Source organism: Bacillus cereus group sp. RP43 (assembly GCF_040459645.1).
Lineage (GTDB): Bacteria > Bacillota > Bacilli > Bacillales > Bacillaceae_G > Bacillus_A > Bacillus_A mycoides_C.
In genome coordinates, this window is record NZ_JARVHQ010000001.1 from 904,918 (window position 1) to 922,125 (window position 17,208).

A 17,208-nucleotide genomic window follows, 5' to 3' on the forward strand; every position below is an offset into this window, starting at 1 on the left:
AATATAAATTAACAGAATTTTAAAATTGATAGAATCTTTCTGAAAAAATAAGGGGGTAAATGGAATGAACATCTACGTACTCATGAAACGAACATTTGATACAGAAGAAAAAATCGTAATTAAAAACGGTGCAATTTACGATGGCGAAGCGGAATTCATCATCAACCCTTACGATGAATATGCGATTGAAGAAGCAATTCAAGTAAGAGACGCACAAGGTGGAGAAGTTACTGTCGTAACAGTTGGTGGCGAAGATAGTGAGAAAGAACTTCGTACAGCATTAGCGATGGGCTGTGATAAAGCGGTATTAATTAATATTGAAGATGATGTTGAAAATGGCGATCAGTTTACAACAGCAAAAGTACTTGCTGAATATTTAAAAGATAAAGATGCAGATTTAATTTTAGGTGGAAACGTTGCGATTGACGGTGCATCTGGACAAGTTGGTCCACGCGTAGCTGAAGCGTTAAATATTCCGTACGTAACGACAATTACAAAACTTGAGATTGACGGTACAAACGTGAAGATTGAGCGTGACGTTGAAGGTGATACAGAAGTTATTGAAACGACATTACCAGTTTTAGTAACAGCACAACAAGGTTTAAACGAACCGCGTTATCCATCGCTTCCAGGTATTATGAAAGCGAAGAAAAAGCCGCTGGAAGAAGTAGCATTAGATGATTTAGATTTAGAAGAAGATGATGTGGAAGCAAAGACAAAAACAATTGAAATCTATTTGCCTCCTAAGAAAGATGCAGGAAAAGTGTTACAAGGCGAGCTGCAAGATCAAGTAAAAGAACTTGTATCGTTGCTCCATACAGAAGCGAAAGTAATCTAATAAAATACGAAATTATATATGCAGGAGGGAAAATCTATGGCTCGTAAAGTATTAGTAATGGGTGAAGTTCGTGACGGATCGCTACGTAACGTTTCGTTTGAAGCGGTAGCAGCAGCAAAAACAATTGCAGAAGGCGGTGAAGTGGTAGGTCTTCTAGTTGGAGACAGCGTTACCTCTTTTGCAAATGAATTGATTCATTACGGTGCAGATCGCGTTGTGACAGTTGAAAATGATAAATTAAAATCATATACATCTGATGGTTACGCACAAGCGTTTTTAGCTGTATATGCTGAAGAAAAGCCAGAAGGTATTGTATTTGGACATACAGCACTTGGTAAAGATTTATCACCAAAATTAGCAGCGAAACTTGAAGCTGGTCTAATTTCTGACGTAACTGCTTTAGAAGTTGAAGGTGGAAATGTTATCTTCACTCGCCCGATTTACTCTGGTAAAGCGTTTGAGAAGAAGATTGTAACAGATGGTATCTTATTTGCGACAGTGCGTCCAAATAACATTGCAACTCTTGAAAAAGACGAGTCTCGCACAGGTGACGTGTCTTCTATTACAGTAGATGTGAAAGATTTACGTACAATCATTCAAGATGTTGTCCGTAAAACTGCAGAAGGTGTTGATCTTTCAGAAGCGAAAGTTATTATCGCTGGCGGACGTGGTGTGAAGAGTGAAGATGGATTTAAGCCATTAAAAGAGTTAGCTGATGTACTAGGTGGCGCTGTTGGAGCATCTCGTGGTGCTTGTGACGCTGAGTATTGCGATTACTCATTACAAATTGGTCAAACGGGTAAAGTAGTTACGCCAGATTTATACATTGCATGCGGTATTTCTGGTGCGATTCAGCATTTAGCTGGTATGTCTAACTCAAAAATAATCGTTGCAATTAATAAAGATCCAGAAGCAAGTATCTTCAAAGTAGCTGACTATGGTATTGTCGGTGACTTATTCGAAGTCTTACCTCTTTTAACAGAAGAGTTTAAAAAGTTAAAAGTACATTCATGATTTGAGTACCCTTGAGTTCCAAGTGAAGTACCCCTATATATAGAAAAAGGTGAGGGATCCCCTGTCCCTCATCTTTTTAGTATTTCATCCATATTTTTATATAGTATAAAGGAACATTTTTTTGTTACAATACATAACGATACATATTATTCGCCACGTATATAAGTTAATGATATACTCTTGGTAGAATATACTTGAAGGAGGAAATAAAATGGCAATTATAAACGCAAATGACCAAAGCTTCGCAGCTGAAACTAGCGAAGGTGTTGTATTATTAGATTTCTGGGCACCTTGGTGTGGACCTTGTAAAATGATCGCTCCTGTATTAGAGGAAATCGATTCAGAATTAGGCGAAAAAGTAAAAGTAGTAAAAGTAGACGTTGATGAAAATCAAGAAACTGCTCGTCAATTTGAAGTAATGAGCATTCCAGCTCTTTTCGTATTAAAAGACGGTAAAGTAGTTGATCAAGCGTTAGGTTACAAACCGAAAGAAGCATTAGTAGAATTAGTTTCTAAACACTTCTAAAATAAAGAAGCTGCCATTTGGTAGCTTTTTTTATTTTCTTTTTTACAACCTTTCCGTTACAATAAAAGAACGTATGTTGGGTGTTTTGGCATAGTATGTTTTTATGTGAAAATAAAAATGATAAGCATGTAGAAATGGAGGGAGACGAGTGCACGAGCATTTAAAAGAGAAGTTAGCAATTTTGCCCGATCAACCTGGTTGTTATTTAATGAAGGATAAGCAGGGAACGGTTATATACGTCGGAAAAGCAAAGGTACTCAAAAATCGTGTGCGCTCGTACTTTACTGGTTCACATGATGGGAAAACACTTCGGCTTGTTGGAGAAATTGTTGATTTTGAATATATTGTGACTTCCTCAAATTTGGAGGCTCTTATTTTAGAGTTAAATTTAATAAAAAAATATGATCCAAAATATAATATTCAATTAAAAGATGATAAAACATATCCTTTCATTAAAATTACAGCTGAAAAACAGCCACGCTTACTCATTACGCGAAACGTAAAAAAGGATAAAGGAAAATATTTTGGCCCTTATCCGAATGCGCAATCAGCTCATGAAACGAAAAAATTGCTAGATCGAATGTATCCGCTTCGTAAATGTTCAAATATGCCAGATAAAGTTTGCTTATATTATCATATGGGTCAATGTTTAGCGCCTTGTGTGAAAGAAGTAACGGAAGAGCAAAATAAAGAAATTGTAGATGAAATTATTAAGTTTTTAAATGGTGGACATAAAGAAATTCGATCAAAATTAGAAACAAAGATGTATGAGGCTTCCGAGAAACTAGAATTTGAACGGGCGAAAGAGTTGCGAGATCAAATTGCTCATATTGATGCAATTATGGAAAAGCAAAAGATGATTATGAGTGATTTAGTGGATCGTGATGTGTTTGGATATGCAGTTGATAAAGGGTGGATGTGTGTTCAAGTTTTCTTCGTTCGAAAAGGAAAGTTAATTGAGCGCGATGTTTCCATGTTCCCGATATATGATGAACCTGAAGAGGGTTTTTTAACTTTTATCGGTCAATTTTATGAAAACAGTAGTCATTTCAAGCCGAAGGAAATTGTTGTTCCAGGAAGTATAGATTCGGAATTAGTAGAGCGCTTTTTAGAGGTTGAAGCGACACAGCCGAAGCGTGGGAAGAAAAAAGATCTTGTGGAATTAGCAAATAAAAATGCAAAAATTGCACTAGAAGAGAAATTTCACTTAATTGAACGTGATGAAGAACGGACGATTAAAGCTGTTGATAATTTAGGGAAGCAACTCGGGATTGAAACACCATATCGTATTGAAGCGTTTGATAACTCGAATATTCAAGGGACAAATCCTGTTTCAGCAATGATTGCTTTTATCGATGGGAAACCAGCGAAGAAAGAATATCGGAAATATAAAATTAAAACGGTCCAAGGGCCAGATGATTACGAGTCTATGAGGGAAGTTGTGAGACGCCGTTATACGAGAGCATTAAAGGAAAATTTACCTTTGCCAGATTTAATAATTATCGATGGGGGAAAAGGACATCTCGCGGCTACAAGTGATGTTCTTGAAAACGAGCTTGGATTATATATTCCAATGGCAGGACTTGTAAAAGATGAAAAACATAAAACATCACATTTAATTATTGGGGATCCGCCTGAGCCTGTTATGCTTGCGAGGAATAGCCAAGAGTTTTATTTATTGCAGCGCATTCAAGATGAAGTGCATCGATTTGCAATTACATTCCATCGTCAATTACATGGGAAATCTGTTATTCAATCCGCGCTGGATGAAATTCCGGGAATCGGTGATAAACGAAAAAAGGTATTGCTAAAACATTTTGGTTCATTAAAAAAGATGAAAGAAGCTTCCATGTCGGAATTTGTCGAAGCGGGTATGCCGAAAAATGTAGCGGAGACAATTTATACTTATTTAACAGATAAGAAGACGTTGTAGTTTACAATGTCTTCTGTTTTTTGGTATAATTTCTGAAGATTTAAAATAAACACACCTGAATGAATATACAAAAAAGTCAACTAAACTTATATGTCTAGTTGACTGTAAGTAGATGCTACACTTCAATGAGATCTTTTATATCCCATTTAACAAGAAATGTAATAGAGTCTGAACGTTTTTTCTGTTCCTCATAGGACTCTGCAACGACGTTTCTTTGTCTTTGAATTTGCTCAGCGATAAATCCAGCTTCTAATTGATAAGATGAATGTCTTTTTTGTTTTTGACGCTCAGTAATAAGTGTACCTTTAAGTTGAAACTGCATTTCACGACGTTTATGTTCAACGATGCTTAAAGTGCCCCAACCAGCTTTTTCAAAAAACTGAATGACTTCTTCAATTGTTTCTAGCGGATATTTTCTCGCAAGGTTTCTACCGGCCCAGTATAAAATACCATCTAAATCGTTACCAATTAAATCAGTTAGTAATTCTTCACGTAGCAATTCATAAGCGAAGGCGTTCAATGAAACATCTTCTAAAGATGTTATATCGATTGTATTTTTGCTCACAATATTCCCCTCTTTCTATAGGGATTATTATATAACATTTTTCATTTATAAAAACAGATTTTTCTTTGGGGAAATCTGAATATATAAGAAAAAAAAAGAATTGGCAAATTATATGCAAATTATGTATACGTTTTCTTGACGCTTCGACAAAAATAGGGGTAAAATGAACTTGGAATCAAATTATGCTGAAATATTTCGAATAATTTTTTCAGTTTTTCTTATGCCAATAGTGAAAAAACATTATTGTTGTAAATTAATCTGAAAACAGCAGTCAAACATTCAAGGGGGTAATGGGGACATGAAAGGCCGCGAGTATACGTTTCGTAAGTGGCACTCATTAATGGGGGTCATCCCGGTTGGTGTCTTTTTGACGCAACATTTAATTGTAAACAACTTTGCAACAAGAGGAGCAGAGGCTTTTAACAAAGCTGCAGGCTTTATGGAGCTCCTTCCATTCCGGTATGCGCTAGAAATTTTCATCATCTTTTTACCTATACTGTACCATGCTATATATGGGTTATATATTGCATTTACAGCTAAGAACAATGCGGTATCTTACGGCTATTTCCGTAACTGGATGTTCGTCTTCCAACGAATTTCAGGTATCGTTACGCTGATCTTCATTTCTTGGCACGTCTGGGAAACTCGTATTCAAGCATTGTTAGGTAAAGAGGTAAACTATGATATGATGGCAGATATTTTAAACAACCCATTTATGTTTGGTTTCTATTTAGTTGGTGTTGTTTCAACAATTTTCCACTTTGCAAATGGACTATGGACATTCTGCATAAGTTGGGGAATTACAGTATCTCCACGTTCACAAAGAATCTCTACTTATGTAACATTAGCTATTTTCTTAGGTCTATCTTATGTAGGTGTGAGTGCATTATTAGCGTTCATCGATCCACAGCTAGCAAACCAGTAAGGAGTGGGAGAGCATGAAAGGGAAACTTATAGTAGTCGGCGGTGGCTTGGCCGGCTTAATGGCAACGATTAAAGCGGCAGAAGCAGGAGTAAATGTTGAACTATTTTCTTTAGTACCAGTAAAACGTTCACATTCTGTATGTGCCCAAGGTGGAATTAACGGTGCCGTAAATACAAAAGGTGAAGGGGATTCTCCATGGATCCACTTTGACGATACAATTTATGGTGGGGACTTCTTAGCGAACCAACCACCAGTTAAAGCGATGTGTGATGCAGCACCTGGTATTATTCATTTAATGGACCGCATGGGTGTTATGTTCAACCGTACGGAAGAAGGACTTCTTGATTTCCGTCGTTTCGGTGGAACACAACATCACCGTACAGCATTTGCTGGGGCAACAACTGGTCAACAATTACTATACGCATTAGATGAGCAAGTACGTCGTCATGAAGTAGCAGGACTTGTAACGAAATATGAAGGTTGGGATTTCTTACGAGCTGTTGTGGATGATGAAGGTGTGTGCCGAGGAATCGTCGCGCAAGACTTACAAACTATGGAGATAAAAAGTTTCCAAGCTGATGCCGTGATTATGGCAACAGGGGGCCCTGGTATCATCTTTGGAAAATCAACAAACTCTATTATTAATACAGGTACAGCAGCATCTGCTGTATATCAACAAGGTGCATATTATGCGAACGGTGAGTTCATTCAAATCCATCCAACAGCAATTCCTGGAGACGATAAGTTACGTCTTATGAGTGAATCTGCACGTGGTGAAGGTGGACGTGTTTGGACGTATAAAGATGGTAAGCCATGGTACTTCTTAGAAGAGAAATATCCAGCTTACGGAAACCTTGTACCTCGTGATATTGCAACACGTGAAATCTTTGATGTTTGCGTAGAGCAAAAACTAGGTATTAACGGTGAAAACATGGTGTACTTAGATCTTTCTCATAAAGATCCGAAAGAACTAGATATTAAACTTGGTGGAATTATTGAAATCTATGAGAAATTTACAGGTGATGATCCTCGTAAACTACCAATGAAAATCTTCCCAGCTGTGCATTATTCAATGGGCGGATTATGGGTTGATTATAAGCAAATGACAAGTATTCCAGGTTTATTTGCAGCAGGTGAGTGTGATTATTCTATGCACGGTGGTAACCGCCTTGGTGCCAACTCACTATTATCAGCAATTTACGGTGGTATGGTAGCAGGACCGAACGCGATTGAGTATATGAAAGGTCTTTCTAAATCATCTGATGCTGTTTCAGCTACTGTATATGAGCAAAATGAATTAATCGAAACAGAGAAATTTAACAATATTTTAACGCTTGATGGTAACGAAAATGCATATGTTCTTCATAAAGAGCTTGGAGAATGGATGACAGATAACGTTACAGTAGTTCGTGAAAATAAAAAGTTACTAGAAACTGATGCGAAAATTGAAGAGTTAATGGCGCGTTACAAACGCATTAACATTAACGATACAGCGAGATGGAGTAACCAAGGTGCTTCATTTACACGCCAACTTGCAAATATGTTCGAGTTAGCACGTGTTATTACGATTGGCGCATATAACCGTAATGAAAGCCGCGGAGCGCATTACAAACCAGAATTCCCAAATCGTGATGATGCAAACTTCTTAAAAACTACGATGGCAAAATTTGAGGGAGAAGGAAGTGCACCAGCATTCCATTACGAAGAAGTGGATGTTTCATTAATTAAACCACGTAAACGTGACTATTCCTCAAAACATGATGTAGCTGCTAAGGGTGAAGAGAAGGGGGATAAGCAACATGTCTGAGAAAACAATCCGCCTCATCATTACGAGACAAGATGGACCAGATGCACAAGAGTTTGATCAAGAGTTTGAAATTCCATATCGTCCAAATATGAACATTATTTCGGCACTGATGGAAATTCGTCGTAATCCTGTCGATTCAAAAGGAAACCAGACGACTCCGATTGCATGGGATATGAACTGTTTAGAAGAAGTATGTGGTGCTTGTTCGATGGTGATTAACGGAAAACCACGTCAATCATGTACAGCTCTTATTGACCAGTTAGAACAACCTATCCGCTTAAAGCCGATGAAGACATTCCCGATTGTACGTGACTTACAAGTTGACCGTAGCCGTATGTTTAATGCGTTAAAACGTGTTAAAGCTTGGATTCCAATCGACGGTACGTACGATCTAGGACCAGGTCCAAGAATGCCAGAGAAAAAGCGTCAATGGGCATATGAACTTTCAAAATGTATGACATGTGGTGTTTGTTTAGAGTCATGTCCGAACGTAAACAGTAAATCTGATTTTATTGGACCAGCACCGCTTTCACAAGCGCGTTTATTCAACTCGCATCCAACTGGTGAAATGCATAAAGCAGATCGCTTGCGTGCAATTATGGGTGATGGAGGACTTGCAAACTGTGGTAACTCTCAAAACTGTGTGCAATCATGTCCGAAAGGTATTCCATTAACAACTTCAATTGCAGCATTAAACCGTGATACAACAATTCAATCGTTCAAAGATTTCTTTGGTAGCGACAATAACTATTAATAAATATTGCCTCTTCGTGTTGAAGAGGCAATATTTATAAGTTTATTTTTCTGTTTATTCTGTTTATTTTAAGGGCGAAAAGGAGAGGGAACGATGAAGAGAATTTCTTATATTGAAGACTTTGAGCAATGGGAGAGTGGTTTTTTATTTTATAATCCTGTCAAAGTTCGTTTTGGTGAAGTAGATATGTTTGGACATGTAAATAATGTCGTTGCTTTTACATATTTTGAAGAAGCTCGTATCGCATTATTTAAAGAACTTGGATTTATGCAAGAATGGACACATGAATCATCAGAAACGATGATCGTTGTTGCAGATTTACAATGTAATTTCATTAAGCAAATTTATTTTGATGAACAGTTGAAAGTATATGTAAAAGCGGGGTCAGTTGGGAATTCTTCTTTAGATCTGCATTATATGGTGAAAAATGCAGAAGGAGAAGTTTGTTTAGTTGGACGCGGTATGATGGTCCAAGCATCGAAAAAAACTGGAAGAGGCGAACCGTGGCCTGAGGAATGGAAGAAATTATTACAATAATAGAATAAAAGAAAAATAAGAGAGCGATTCGCTCTCTTATTTTTTGTCCTTCGTTGCCTCTTCTAATGTTAGGTGGTGCTTATATATGTATGCGGCATATGGATTGCCAACGTAGCGTAAGTGCCACGGTTCGTATGAATACTCTGTTGTCTCTGTTTTATCCTCTAAATAACGAATGACAAATCCGAACTCATGGGCATGTTCTGCAACCCATTTTCCTTCTGCTGTCTCTCCGAAGATTGGTTCTAATTGGAATTTAGCAGATTTTGAGCTAATATCCATCGCTAGACCAGTTTGATGCTCACTTGTTCCAGGAATTGCACTTACCGAATCAGCCTCAGCTTTTCCTTGGCGCTTAATATATGTATTATGTAATGACTGTTGGCGTTTGTAAGAACGGTAACCTGAAACTGCTGTAAGTTCTAGACCCTCTTCTTTTGCTGCTTGGAACATTTTTTCAAGAGCGTCTGCAGCATCTTTGCGAAGTAATGTTTTCTCTTTATCTTTTGGACTAGTAAATGGTACGTTCGGTTTCGTTAAATCTTCTGGAATATATCCATCTGGTAATTTACGATGTTTATTGACTAATACAAGAGCAGAATCTGGATTTGTTACAACGGAAAATTTATCATCTAGTTTCTTTGCAGTATGATCAGCTTTTGGAAAAGCAGGGATTTCTTCTTTTGGATGGTTATTATGCTTTTGACTTTCGACAGCTTTCGCCTCGTTTTGCAGTGGTGATTTAGAACCAAAGTAAGCGAAAGATGTGATACCGATTACAATAGTAGCGGCAGAAATAATTATTATCTTTTTCATGATACCTTGTAATCACTGTCCTTTCTTAATAAAATATGTATCGTTTTTATTATAAGTCTAGTTTATTGAAAAAGAAATATAAGAGTCATAACGTAATAGAAATGCAAAGAAAATGTCAGAAAATGTGTGAAATTGTAGTATTTTTTCATATAATTCATTTCTTATCTTTCATGAAGCTCATTTTTTATGTAATATATGTATATAAGAAGATGTAGCGATTATAGAGAATAAAGGACTTCTTGTATAGACTAGGAGTGAATGGGAATGGATTTTGCAACAATTATTGGAATCATTTTAGGAGTATTAGCGGTAGTCGTAGGGATGGTCGTCAAGGGCGCTGACATAACAGCCTTACTAAATCCTGCCGCAGCACTAATTATTTTCGTCGGTACATTTGCTGCAGTGTGTATTGCATTTCCGATGAATCAACTAAAAAGAGTTCCAAAATTATTTAAAGTTCTTTTTGGTTCAAATAAAAAAGATTTAAGTTATGAACAGTTACTAGAATTATTTGTCCATTGGACATCTGAGAGTAGAAAATACGGTATTTTGTCTTTAGAACAACAATTAGATAAAATTCAAGATGAATTTCTTTTGCGTGGTATGAAGTTTGTGATTGACGGTGTATCTGCAGAAGACTTAGAACAAATTTTAGAAGCTGAATTAGAAGCAATTGAAGAAAGACATGCAAAAGGAGCTACTATTTTTTCGCAAGCTGGTACATATGCACCTACATTAGGGGTTTTAGGTGCTGTTATTGGTCTTGTAGCTGCACTTGGAAATTTAACTGATATTGAAAAGCTAGGACATGCTATTTCAGGTGCGTTTATTGCAACGATTTTCGGTATTTTTTCAGGTTACGTATTATGGCATCCATTTGCAAATAAATTAAAGCAAAAGTCTGCTGCTGAATTAGAGAAGAAACGTTTAATTATTGATTGTTTATTAATGTTACAAGAAGGTACATATCCGTTTATTATGAAGAACCGCATTTTAGGTGCACTTTCTGCAACTGAGCGTAAAAAGCTAGAAAAAGGAGCAGAAAAAAATGCGGAGTAAGAAAAATAGAAGAGGCAAAAAGAAAAAACATGATGAGCATATCGATGAAACTTGGTTAATTCCATATTCTGATATGTTAACGCTGTTATTTGCATTGTTCATCGTATTATTCGCAATGAGTAGTATAGATGCTGCGAAGTTTAAACAGATGGCAGTTGCTTTTCGAAGTGAGTTAGCCGGTGGAACAGGAAATAAAGAATTTTTAAGTGATCAAAAACCAAATGAGGAAAAAGAATTATCAGCAAGTAGCCTTGAGGCAGAACAAGCAAAAAAACAAGCGGAAGATAGAGCTAAAGAAAAAAAAGAAATGGATGAGTTGAAAGCATTACAAAAAAAGATTGATCAATATATTAATGAGAAACAACTATCCTCTTCTTTTCAAACTAAGTTAACTGAAAAAGGCTTAATGTTAACGATATTAGAAAATGTACTATTTGATTCAGGGAAAGCAGATGTGAAGTTGGAATCGTTAGGGATTGCAAAAGAGATGTCTAACCTACTTGTTTCAGCGTCACCTCGTGAAATTACAGTGTCGGGTCATACAGATACGGTTCCTATTGCAAATGCTCAGTTTGCATCAAACTGGGAGTTAAGTACACAGCGTGCAGTTAATTTTATGCAGGTGTTACTCCAAAATAAAGAATTGCAACCAGAAAAATTTAGTGCAATTGGTTACGGAGAATACCGTTCAATTGCACCAAATGATACACCAGAAGGAAAAGCGAAAAATAGACGTGTAGAAGTATTTATTTTACCTTTAACAAGAAATATGCAATAAAAGAGGATGGCGAAGGCCATCCTCTTTGTTATTTTGCATCAAATGATTTTAAATTGTCACGACGAATTTTATCTTTTTCTGCATCTGATTTTTTGAAATCATAGTCATATAAAGCGCCTTCCCAATCGCCATACATCGGATTAGGGAAAATGATGAATTTCTCACCAAATTGTGCTTTTGAATCTGCGACTGTTTGATTGCGATCTTTTACAGACTTTCCATCAAAACCAGTGAAATCAGATAAGTTGTCACCGAAGAATAGGACGATTTCATGTGTTTGAGAAACAAGTTCACGACGCTTTTCTTTCCCTTTTTCTTTCGGGTCTTGTAGTAATATATGTTCTTTCGTCGCTTGAGGAGCACCTACGCGCTCAAGGTTTTTAATTGTTGCATCTAGTTGATTTGTTTTACGATTTGAGATGTAGTAAATATCTACACCTTTAGACTCTGTATATTTTAAGAAATCAATAGCGCCTGGAAGAGCTTCAGCTTCAGCCTTATTAATCCAATCGTCCCATTTATAAGGATAGCCTTTTCCTGTTTTTACGCTCATTGCTTGATGAGGACTGTTATCTAAAACAGTTTCATCTAGATCAAGTACGATAGCAGGTTTTTTTTCTGTCCCTTTTGCAAGAGCTGCATCAAGCTTTAATTGACCAATATTGTAGCCTTGGTAGTAAAGTGCTTTCGTTTCACCAGCAGTTTGATACCATAAATCAGCCATCAATTGCTGGTCTGTTAATTTTACTTTCTCTTCTTTTGCCACTGTTTTCTCAGCTGTTCCTGAACATGCTACAAGCGATGTGGAAAGAACGGCTACAGATAATAAAGTGGTAATACCCCTCTTCATCTTCATATGTATCCTCCTTGATGTTAGAAAATCATTTTATATTATATATTAAAATATAATATTTTTCGCATTTTTTTTTATGAACATTTGCATATTGTCTTTTGTATATATAGTAGTTTGTCCTATAGTAGATAAGATGAATAAAAAAGATGTGATAAACAGTAAGTGGTTGAAGAAAAGGAATGTATGTAAGAAGATGGAATAAGGTTACTATATGCTGTTTTAAACAATCATATTATGAAACTGAGAATGCTATTGAAGGGGAGGATATATACATTGAGTTTACAAATTCAAAACTTAACAAAAATATTCGGAGAATCTAAAGCAGTTAATGGTTTGCAAATCTCGTTACCGAAAGGTGAAGTGTTAGGGTTACTTGGCCGAAATGGTGCAGGGAAAACAACGACAATTAAAATGTTACTAGGTTTATTAACGCCAAATGAAGGTTCTATTACGTGGGATGGAAAATCATTTGGTGATAGCGGGGTAACAATTGGATATTTACCAGAAGAAAGAGGACTATATACAAAAAGTAGAGTAATAGATCAGTTGCGATATTTTGGTAGATTAGAAGGAATGACGAAAAAAGAAGTGGATCTTGCAATTGATCATTGGTTAGAGCGCTTAGCAATTCCAGAATATAAATTTAAAACAGCTGGAGAACTTTCAAAAGGGAATCAGCAAAAAATTCAATTGATAGCTGCTCTTCTTCACAATCCAGAACTCCTTATTTTGGATGAACCATTTAGCGGACTTGATCCAGTTAATGCTGGAATGCTAGCTAGTATTATTGGAGAACAAGTACAGGGCGGAAAGACAATTATTTTATCAAGTCACCGTATGGAGCAAGTAGAGGCTTTTTGCCAACATGTATGTATTTTGAAAAAAGGTGAAGCAGTTGTAGAAGGACAGTTAAGTGATATTAAGAAGGAATACGGTTTTCGTAATTTAACGATTGAAGATATAGCAGAGAATGAAAAGGGATTAGAAGCTATACATGTTCCGTATGAAAAACAACAAGGCCTTCTTTATGTAAAAGTACAAGACGATGCAGAAGCTCTAAAGATTTTGCGACAATTGCAAGAACAAGGTGTTAGCTTACGACAATTTAAAATGCTAGAGCCAACGTTGAACGAAATCTTTGTAGAGAGGGCGAAATAAAGATGCGTAAATTTTCTCATGTATTTTCATTTTATTTTAGGGAAGCGTTTTTATCTAAAAAATCATTAATTACGAGTGCGATTTTATTTTTGGTTGTGTTTGGGATTTTTGCATTTAATCATTTTACTTCAGGCGATGATAAAAATAAGGATAAAGATAAAATTGCAGTTGTAGTAGAGAGTTCCACATACAAAGTACAAAAAGAAGAGCTAAATAAGTTATTGCCATCAGCAAAAATAACGGTCGGTTCAAAGGATGATTTTGATAAACTGCATAAACAAGTAGAAGAAGGCGATTTAGATGGTCTATTCCATGTGACGGAAAAGAATGGGGCTCCAGCAGTTACATATATGTATAATGGATTTCCAAGCCAAGCAACTTCTGCGATTATGGCAGGCTATTTAAAACAACAATATACAATGGTGACGATTGCAAAAAATAATGTTTCACCAGAAATTGCACAGCAACTACAAACAGAAATTCAAGTGAAGCAAGAAGCGATAAAAGACCGTACTTCTTCTTTCGGTATTGCATATTTCTTTACATTCGCTTTGTATATGTTTATTGTAGCTTTCGGAAATACAATTGCAATGAATATTGCATCTGAAAAGGCGTCACGTGTAATGGAAGTAATGCTTCCGAAAGTAAAGCCTCTTACGATGATGTATGCGAAAATTTTGGCGGTTGTTTCAACGGCGTTATTACAACTTGTAATATTGGCGTGTGGTTATCTTATTCCTTATTTGTTAGGTTGGGTCGATTTAGAAAGTGCATCATTATTTGGTGTTCCAATTGACTTTACAAAATTAGATGCAAAGGTTATAAGTATGTTTCTTGTTTATTTCATTACGGGGTATTTACTTTATGCGATGATGTATGCTGCGGCTGGAGCTGTTGTTTCTAAGACAGAGGATTTGCAAGCTGTATCTTTCCCGGTAATGATTTTGATCATGGCTGCATTCTTCATTAGTATTAAATCATTAAGTGATCCGAATAGTACTATTGTTGTTGTAAGTTCGTATGTTCCGTTTTTCACACCAATGGTTACCTTCTCGCGGATTGTAGCTGGTGAAGCAGGTATGTTAGAGATTATGATAACATTAGTAGTTTTATTGGCGACGATTGGTATATTAAATGCTATTACAAGCCGCATCTACGTAAACGGTGTAATGAATTACTCCGACAAAGTGAAGTTTAAAGATTTAGCGAAATTTATAAAGCGTCAATAATGGTAGAAAAGCATGATTTTCTAATGGAATCATGCTTTTTCTTTATGTATAAATTAAAAATAGTATATAATAATAAGAGTCGTCTTTTAATAGAATGAATAAAAAGGAGGGTGTGCAGATGGGAATTAGTAGTCGTTTTACAGTAGGTGTTCATATGTTAACGTTACTTGCAATAGATCGAAACTCTCGCTGTACCTCTGAATGGATTGCTGGTAGTGTGAATACAAATCCAGTTGTGATTCGTCGCATTACAGGAATGTTGAAGAGAGCAGGACTTGTTGATGTACAAGCTGGTAAAGGTGGTACGACACTTGCTCGTGATTTAGAAGAAATTACATTACTTGATGTATATAAAGCAGTGGAAGTTGTAGAAGAAGGACATCTATTTTCTTTCCATGAAAATCCCAACATTGAATGTCCAGTAGGAGCTAATATTCAATCAGTATTAGAGATTGTTTTAATACAATCGCAAGAAGCGATGGAAAACGTACTTGCAAATGTAACGGTAGAGCAGTTAGTTACAAATTTAAAGTCTAAAATTAAAGAATAAAAAAGCGAGCTTCCTCATAATGAGGGCTCGCCTTTTTTTATTCAGAAATATTGAAAATTCTATTTTTCAGTATTTAAAATGAATTTACCTACAATAGCTGCTACGATACCACCAAGAATTGGTGCAACGATGAATACCCATAATTGAGAAAGAGCTTCTCCGCCAGCAAATAAAGCTGGTGCGATACTACGAGCAGGGTTAACAGATGTTCCAGTTAACGGAATACCTAATAAGTGAACTAACACTAATGTGAAACCAATTACTAATCCAGCTAAAGAAGAACTTCCTTTTTTACCTGTTACAGCAACGATAACTAAAACAAATACGAAAGTTAAAATAAATTCAACTAAAAATGCTCCAGATAAACCAAGAGTTCCAAAACCATTTTGTCCTAAATTATCTAAAGGTGTTTTAGCAGAGCGTAAAATTGTTACTAACGTTGCAGTTCCTAATAAACCACCTAAAATTTGAGCTAATACATAATAACAAAGTTCCATAGCGTTCATTCTTTTGTTGATGAACATAGCTACTGATACCGCTGGGTTAATATGACATCCAGAAATTGTTCCAATGCTATATGCCATAGCCACGATAGATAATCCGAAAGCCATTGCGATACCTAAAGTTCCGATTCCTTCAATTCCGCCGCCAATGACAGCTACTCCAGTTCCGAATAATACAAGTACAAATGTACCAATAAATTCAGCGATTGCTTTTTTTAACATAATTTACCTCCTATTAATGCACATGAAACGTATTATAACATAGGTTTTAGTATAAATAGCTAATGAAATACTATTCTGATAAGGCGAAATAGGGGGACAATAAAAATAGATATGGTTCTATGAAGAAGAACCATATCTATTTTTATGCTGATTTTTTTGTTTAATGACTGGAACAGAACGGTTTAAAACACTATTTACGACCATTCCTAGCATGATAATCATCATCCCAATCAGTGACAGACCACTAGGGAATGAGCCATTTAAGAAGATAATTTCACCAAGCACGGTAAAGACCATCGTTCCAGCTTGTGTTGCTTCAACAGCTCCAAGTAAAGCAAGATTGTCTTTTGCTAAGTCAGTAGCGAAGAAGAATGTCATCGTCGCAATGACTCCGGAACATAATGCTAATAAAAATCCTTGCAACATTTGACTTGATGATGGAATACCAGTAGTGGAAAATCCGTATATACCAAGTAGAATTGTGATAGGGAGACTTCCAATTGCCATTCCTAATACACGTTGGAATGTATCGAGACGTCCACCAACAAGTTCCATCATTTTTCGGTTACCGAACGGATATAAGAAAGCCGCTAATACGACAGGTAAAAATCCCGAGATGAACTGAGTCATTGTAATATGACCTGCTGCAGTCGCTTGCATACAAATTACACCAAGTAAAATAAATAATGCTACATATAAACTGCGAAGTGGAATTTTTCCACGTACAAGTTTTGTACCTGATTTCGTTTCTATTTTAACGAAAAATAATGGTGATAGTAGTAAACCTGCTAATATCGTAACTTGCCAAGTTCCAGCAACGAGCCAAGCTGGAGAAAAGACAGCTGCAAAACTTAATAAAGAATAGAAACCAATACCTGCAACGGAACCCCATCCGATCCATGCTAATGGATGTTTCTTTAACTCTTCCCATAAAGCTCCTAAGTTTTTGCGAAATAAAACGATAAGGAATAAAATAGGGAGAGCAAATAAAAAACGGAAGGAAGCTGTCCAAGCCCAGCTTGTTCCAGATACGTTCATTGCTCTGTTAATAATAAAGGTTGCAGAAAAAAAGGCCGATGATAAAAGACCTAGTAATATTGCGCGCATGAAGTATGGCACTCCTTTCGGAATTGAGTATTTA

18 protein-coding genes are annotated in these 17,208 nt (G+C 36.3%); 13 read left to right on the forward strand and 5 right to left on the reverse strand.

Translation table 11 applies throughout. The annotated features are described in order from the left end of the window. Positions 1-64: 64 nt before the first annotated feature. The 4 genes from etfB to uvrC all read left to right on the forward strand — a co-directional run bounded on the left by etfB (position 65) and on the right by uvrC (position 4,311). Positions 65-838 carry an electron transfer flavoprotein subunit beta gene (gene etfB / locus QCI75_RS04705; protein WP_144507479.1) on the forward strand — a complete coding sequence of 258 codons (774 nt, stop codon included), beginning with the start codon at positions 65-67 and terminating at the stop codon, positions 836-838. Between the two features lie 36 nt (positions 839-874). Continuing rightward, positions 875-1,852, forward strand: a complete 978-nt coding sequence (etfA, locus tag QCI75_RS04710) for an electron transfer flavoprotein subunit alpha (protein WP_353760015.1) — start codon at positions 875-877, stop codon at positions 1,850-1,852. A gap of 211 nt (positions 1,853-2,063) precedes the next feature. Next, a complete protein-coding gene (gene trxA / locus QCI75_RS04715) occupies positions 2,064-2,378 on the forward strand; it encodes a thioredoxin (RefSeq protein ID WP_000974757.1) in 315 nt (104 codons plus the stop codon). Between the two features lie 148 nt (positions 2,379-2,526). Next, positions 2,527-4,311 (forward strand): excinuclease ABC subunit C, encoded by a 1,785-nt coding sequence (gene uvrC, locus QCI75_RS04720; protein ID WP_353760016.1) that lies wholly within the window; start codon positions 2,527-2,529, stop codon positions 4,309-4,311. A gap of 115 nt (positions 4,312-4,426) precedes the next feature. On the opposite strand, the gene QCI75_RS04725 is transcribed toward uvrC, so the two are convergent. Beyond that, on the reverse strand, positions 4,427-4,876 hold the full coding sequence (locus QCI75_RS04725; protein WP_144507486.1) for a YslB family protein: 450 nt from the start codon (positions 4,874-4,876) through the stop codon (positions 4,427-4,429). A 298-nt stretch (positions 4,877-5,174) separates the two neighbouring features. Between QCI75_RS04725 and sdhC the strand changes: the two genes are divergently transcribed. From sdhC to QCI75_RS04745, 4 genes are all read left to right on the forward strand, one after another. After that, positions 5,175-5,801, forward strand: coding sequence for a succinate dehydrogenase cytochrome B558 (sdhC, locus tag QCI75_RS04730; RefSeq protein WP_002015407.1), 627 nt, complete (start codon positions 5,175-5,177; stop codon positions 5,799-5,801). A gap of 13 nt (positions 5,802-5,814) precedes the next feature. Continuing rightward, complete coding sequence (sdhA, locus tag QCI75_RS04735; RefSeq protein WP_144507489.1) at positions 5,815-7,608, forward strand: succinate dehydrogenase flavoprotein subunit; 1,794 nt, start codon at positions 5,815-5,817, stop codon at positions 7,606-7,608. Further along, positions 7,601-8,362 (forward strand): succinate dehydrogenase iron-sulfur subunit, encoded by a 762-nt coding sequence (gene sdhB, locus QCI75_RS04740; protein WP_002088861.1) that lies wholly within the window; start codon positions 7,601-7,603, stop codon positions 8,360-8,362. Before sdhA ends, sdhB begins: the two co-directional genes overlap by 8 nt. A 93-nt stretch (positions 8,363-8,455) precedes the next feature. Further along, complete coding sequence (locus tag QCI75_RS04745; protein WP_353760017.1) at positions 8,456-8,899, forward strand: acyl-CoA thioesterase; 444 nt, start codon at positions 8,456-8,458, stop codon at positions 8,897-8,899. A gap of 36 nt (positions 8,900-8,935) precedes the next feature. Here the strand turns inward: QCI75_RS04745 and QCI75_RS04750 are convergent, their stop codons facing one another. Beyond that, a complete protein-coding gene (locus QCI75_RS04750; RefSeq protein ID WP_353760018.1) occupies positions 8,936-9,715 on the reverse strand; it encodes a M15 family metallopeptidase in 780 nt (259 codons plus the stop codon). A 264-nt stretch (positions 9,716-9,979) separates the two neighbouring features. Here QCI75_RS04750 and motA point away from each other — a divergent pair, with 264 nt between their 5' ends. After that, on the forward strand, positions 9,980-10,774 hold the full coding sequence (motA, locus tag QCI75_RS04755; RefSeq protein ID WP_144507497.1) for a flagellar motor stator protein MotA: 795 nt from the start codon (positions 9,980-9,982) through the stop codon (positions 10,772-10,774). Continuing rightward, on the forward strand, positions 10,764-11,552 hold the full coding sequence (motB, locus tag QCI75_RS04760; RefSeq protein WP_098775514.1) for a flagellar motor protein MotB: 789 nt from the start codon (positions 10,764-10,766) through the stop codon (positions 11,550-11,552). Before motA ends, motB begins: the two co-directional genes overlap by 11 nt. Positions 11,553-11,580: 28 nt before the next feature. Here the strand turns inward: motB and QCI75_RS04765 are convergent, their stop codons facing one another. Continuing rightward, on the reverse strand, positions 11,581-12,408 hold the full coding sequence (locus QCI75_RS04765) for a 5'-nucleotidase, lipoprotein e(P4) family (protein WP_144507499.1): 828 nt from the start codon (positions 12,406-12,408) through the stop codon (positions 11,581-11,583). A gap of 270 nt (positions 12,409-12,678) precedes the next feature. Here QCI75_RS04765 and QCI75_RS04770 point away from each other — a divergent pair, with 270 nt between their 5' ends. The 3 genes from QCI75_RS04770 (at position 12,679) to QCI75_RS04780 (ending at position 15,342) form a co-directional block, all read left to right on the forward strand. Continuing rightward, complete coding sequence (locus QCI75_RS04770) at positions 12,679-13,563, forward strand: ABC transporter ATP-binding protein (protein ID WP_144507212.1); 885 nt, start codon at positions 12,679-12,681, stop codon at positions 13,561-13,563. Between the two features lie 2 nt (positions 13,564-13,565). After that, complete coding sequence (locus QCI75_RS04775; RefSeq protein ID WP_144507211.1) at positions 13,566-14,792, forward strand: ABC transporter permease; 1,227 nt, start codon at positions 13,566-13,568, stop codon at positions 14,790-14,792. Between the two features lie 118 nt (positions 14,793-14,910). Then, positions 14,911-15,342, forward strand: coding sequence for an Rrf2 family transcriptional regulator (locus tag QCI75_RS04780; RefSeq protein WP_098775518.1), 432 nt, complete (start codon positions 14,911-14,913; stop codon positions 15,340-15,342). A 59-nt stretch (positions 15,343-15,401) separates the two neighbouring features. On the opposite strand, the gene QCI75_RS04785 is transcribed toward QCI75_RS04780, so the two are convergent. Together QCI75_RS04785 and QCI75_RS04790 are read right to left on the reverse strand one after the other, a co-directional pair. Then, a complete protein-coding gene (locus QCI75_RS04785; protein WP_000913206.1) occupies positions 15,402-16,067 on the reverse strand; it encodes an MIP/aquaporin family protein in 666 nt (221 codons plus the stop codon). Between the two features lie 117 nt (positions 16,068-16,184). Continuing rightward, a complete protein-coding gene (locus tag QCI75_RS04790; protein ID WP_353760019.1) occupies positions 16,185-17,174 on the reverse strand; it encodes a DMT family transporter in 990 nt (329 codons plus the stop codon). Between the last annotated feature and the right edge of the window lie 34 nt (positions 17,175-17,208).

Bases quoted from the DNA above. Each gene is read 5' to 3' on its own strand.
- etfB (WP_144507479.1), top strand. From the start codon at position 65: ATGAACATCTACGTACTCATGAAACGAACATTTGATACAGAAGAAAAA.
- etfA (WP_353760015.1), top strand. From the start codon at position 875: ATGGCTCGTAAAGTATTAGTAATGGGTGAAGTTCGTGACGGATCGCTA.
- trxA (WP_000974757.1), top strand. From the start codon at position 2,064: ATGGCAATTATAAACGCAAATGACCAAAGCTTCGCAGCTGAAACTAGC.
- sdhC (WP_002015407.1), top strand. From the start codon at position 5,175: ATGAAAGGCCGCGAGTATACGTTTCGTAAGTGGCACTCATTAATGGGG.
- sdhA (WP_144507489.1), top strand. From the start codon at position 5,815: ATGAAAGGGAAACTTATAGTAGTCGGCGGTGGCTTGGCCGGCTTAATG.
- sdhB (WP_002088861.1), top strand. From the start codon at position 7,601: ATGTCTGAGAAAACAATCCGCCTCATCATTACGAGACAAGATGGACCA.
- QCI75_RS04745 (WP_353760017.1), top strand. From the start codon at position 8,456: ATGAAGAGAATTTCTTATATTGAAGACTTTGAGCAATGGGAGAGTGGT.
- QCI75_RS04750 (WP_353760018.1), bottom strand. From the start codon at position 9,715: ATGAAAAAGATAATAATTATTTCTGCCGCTACTATTGTAATCGGTATC.
- motA (WP_144507497.1), top strand. From the start codon at position 9,980: ATGGATTTTGCAACAATTATTGGAATCATTTTAGGAGTATTAGCGGTA.
- motB (WP_098775514.1), top strand. From the start codon at position 10,764: ATGCGGAGTAAGAAAAATAGAAGAGGCAAAAAGAAAAAACATGATGAG.
- QCI75_RS04765 (WP_144507499.1), bottom strand. From the start codon at position 12,408: ATGAAGATGAAGAGGGGTATTACCACTTTATTATCTGTAGCCGTTCTT.
- QCI75_RS04775 (WP_144507211.1), top strand. From the start codon at position 13,566: ATGCGTAAATTTTCTCATGTATTTTCATTTTATTTTAGGGAAGCGTTT.
- QCI75_RS04780 (WP_098775518.1), top strand. From the start codon at position 14,911: ATGGGAATTAGTAGTCGTTTTACAGTAGGTGTTCATATGTTAACGTTA.
- QCI75_RS04785 (WP_000913206.1), bottom strand. From the start codon at position 16,067: ATGTTAAAAAAAGCAATCGCTGAATTTATTGGTACATTTGTACTTGTA.
- QCI75_RS04790 (WP_353760019.1), bottom strand. From the start codon at position 17,174: ATGCGCGCAATATTACTAGGTCTTTTATCATCGGCCTTTTTTTCTGCA.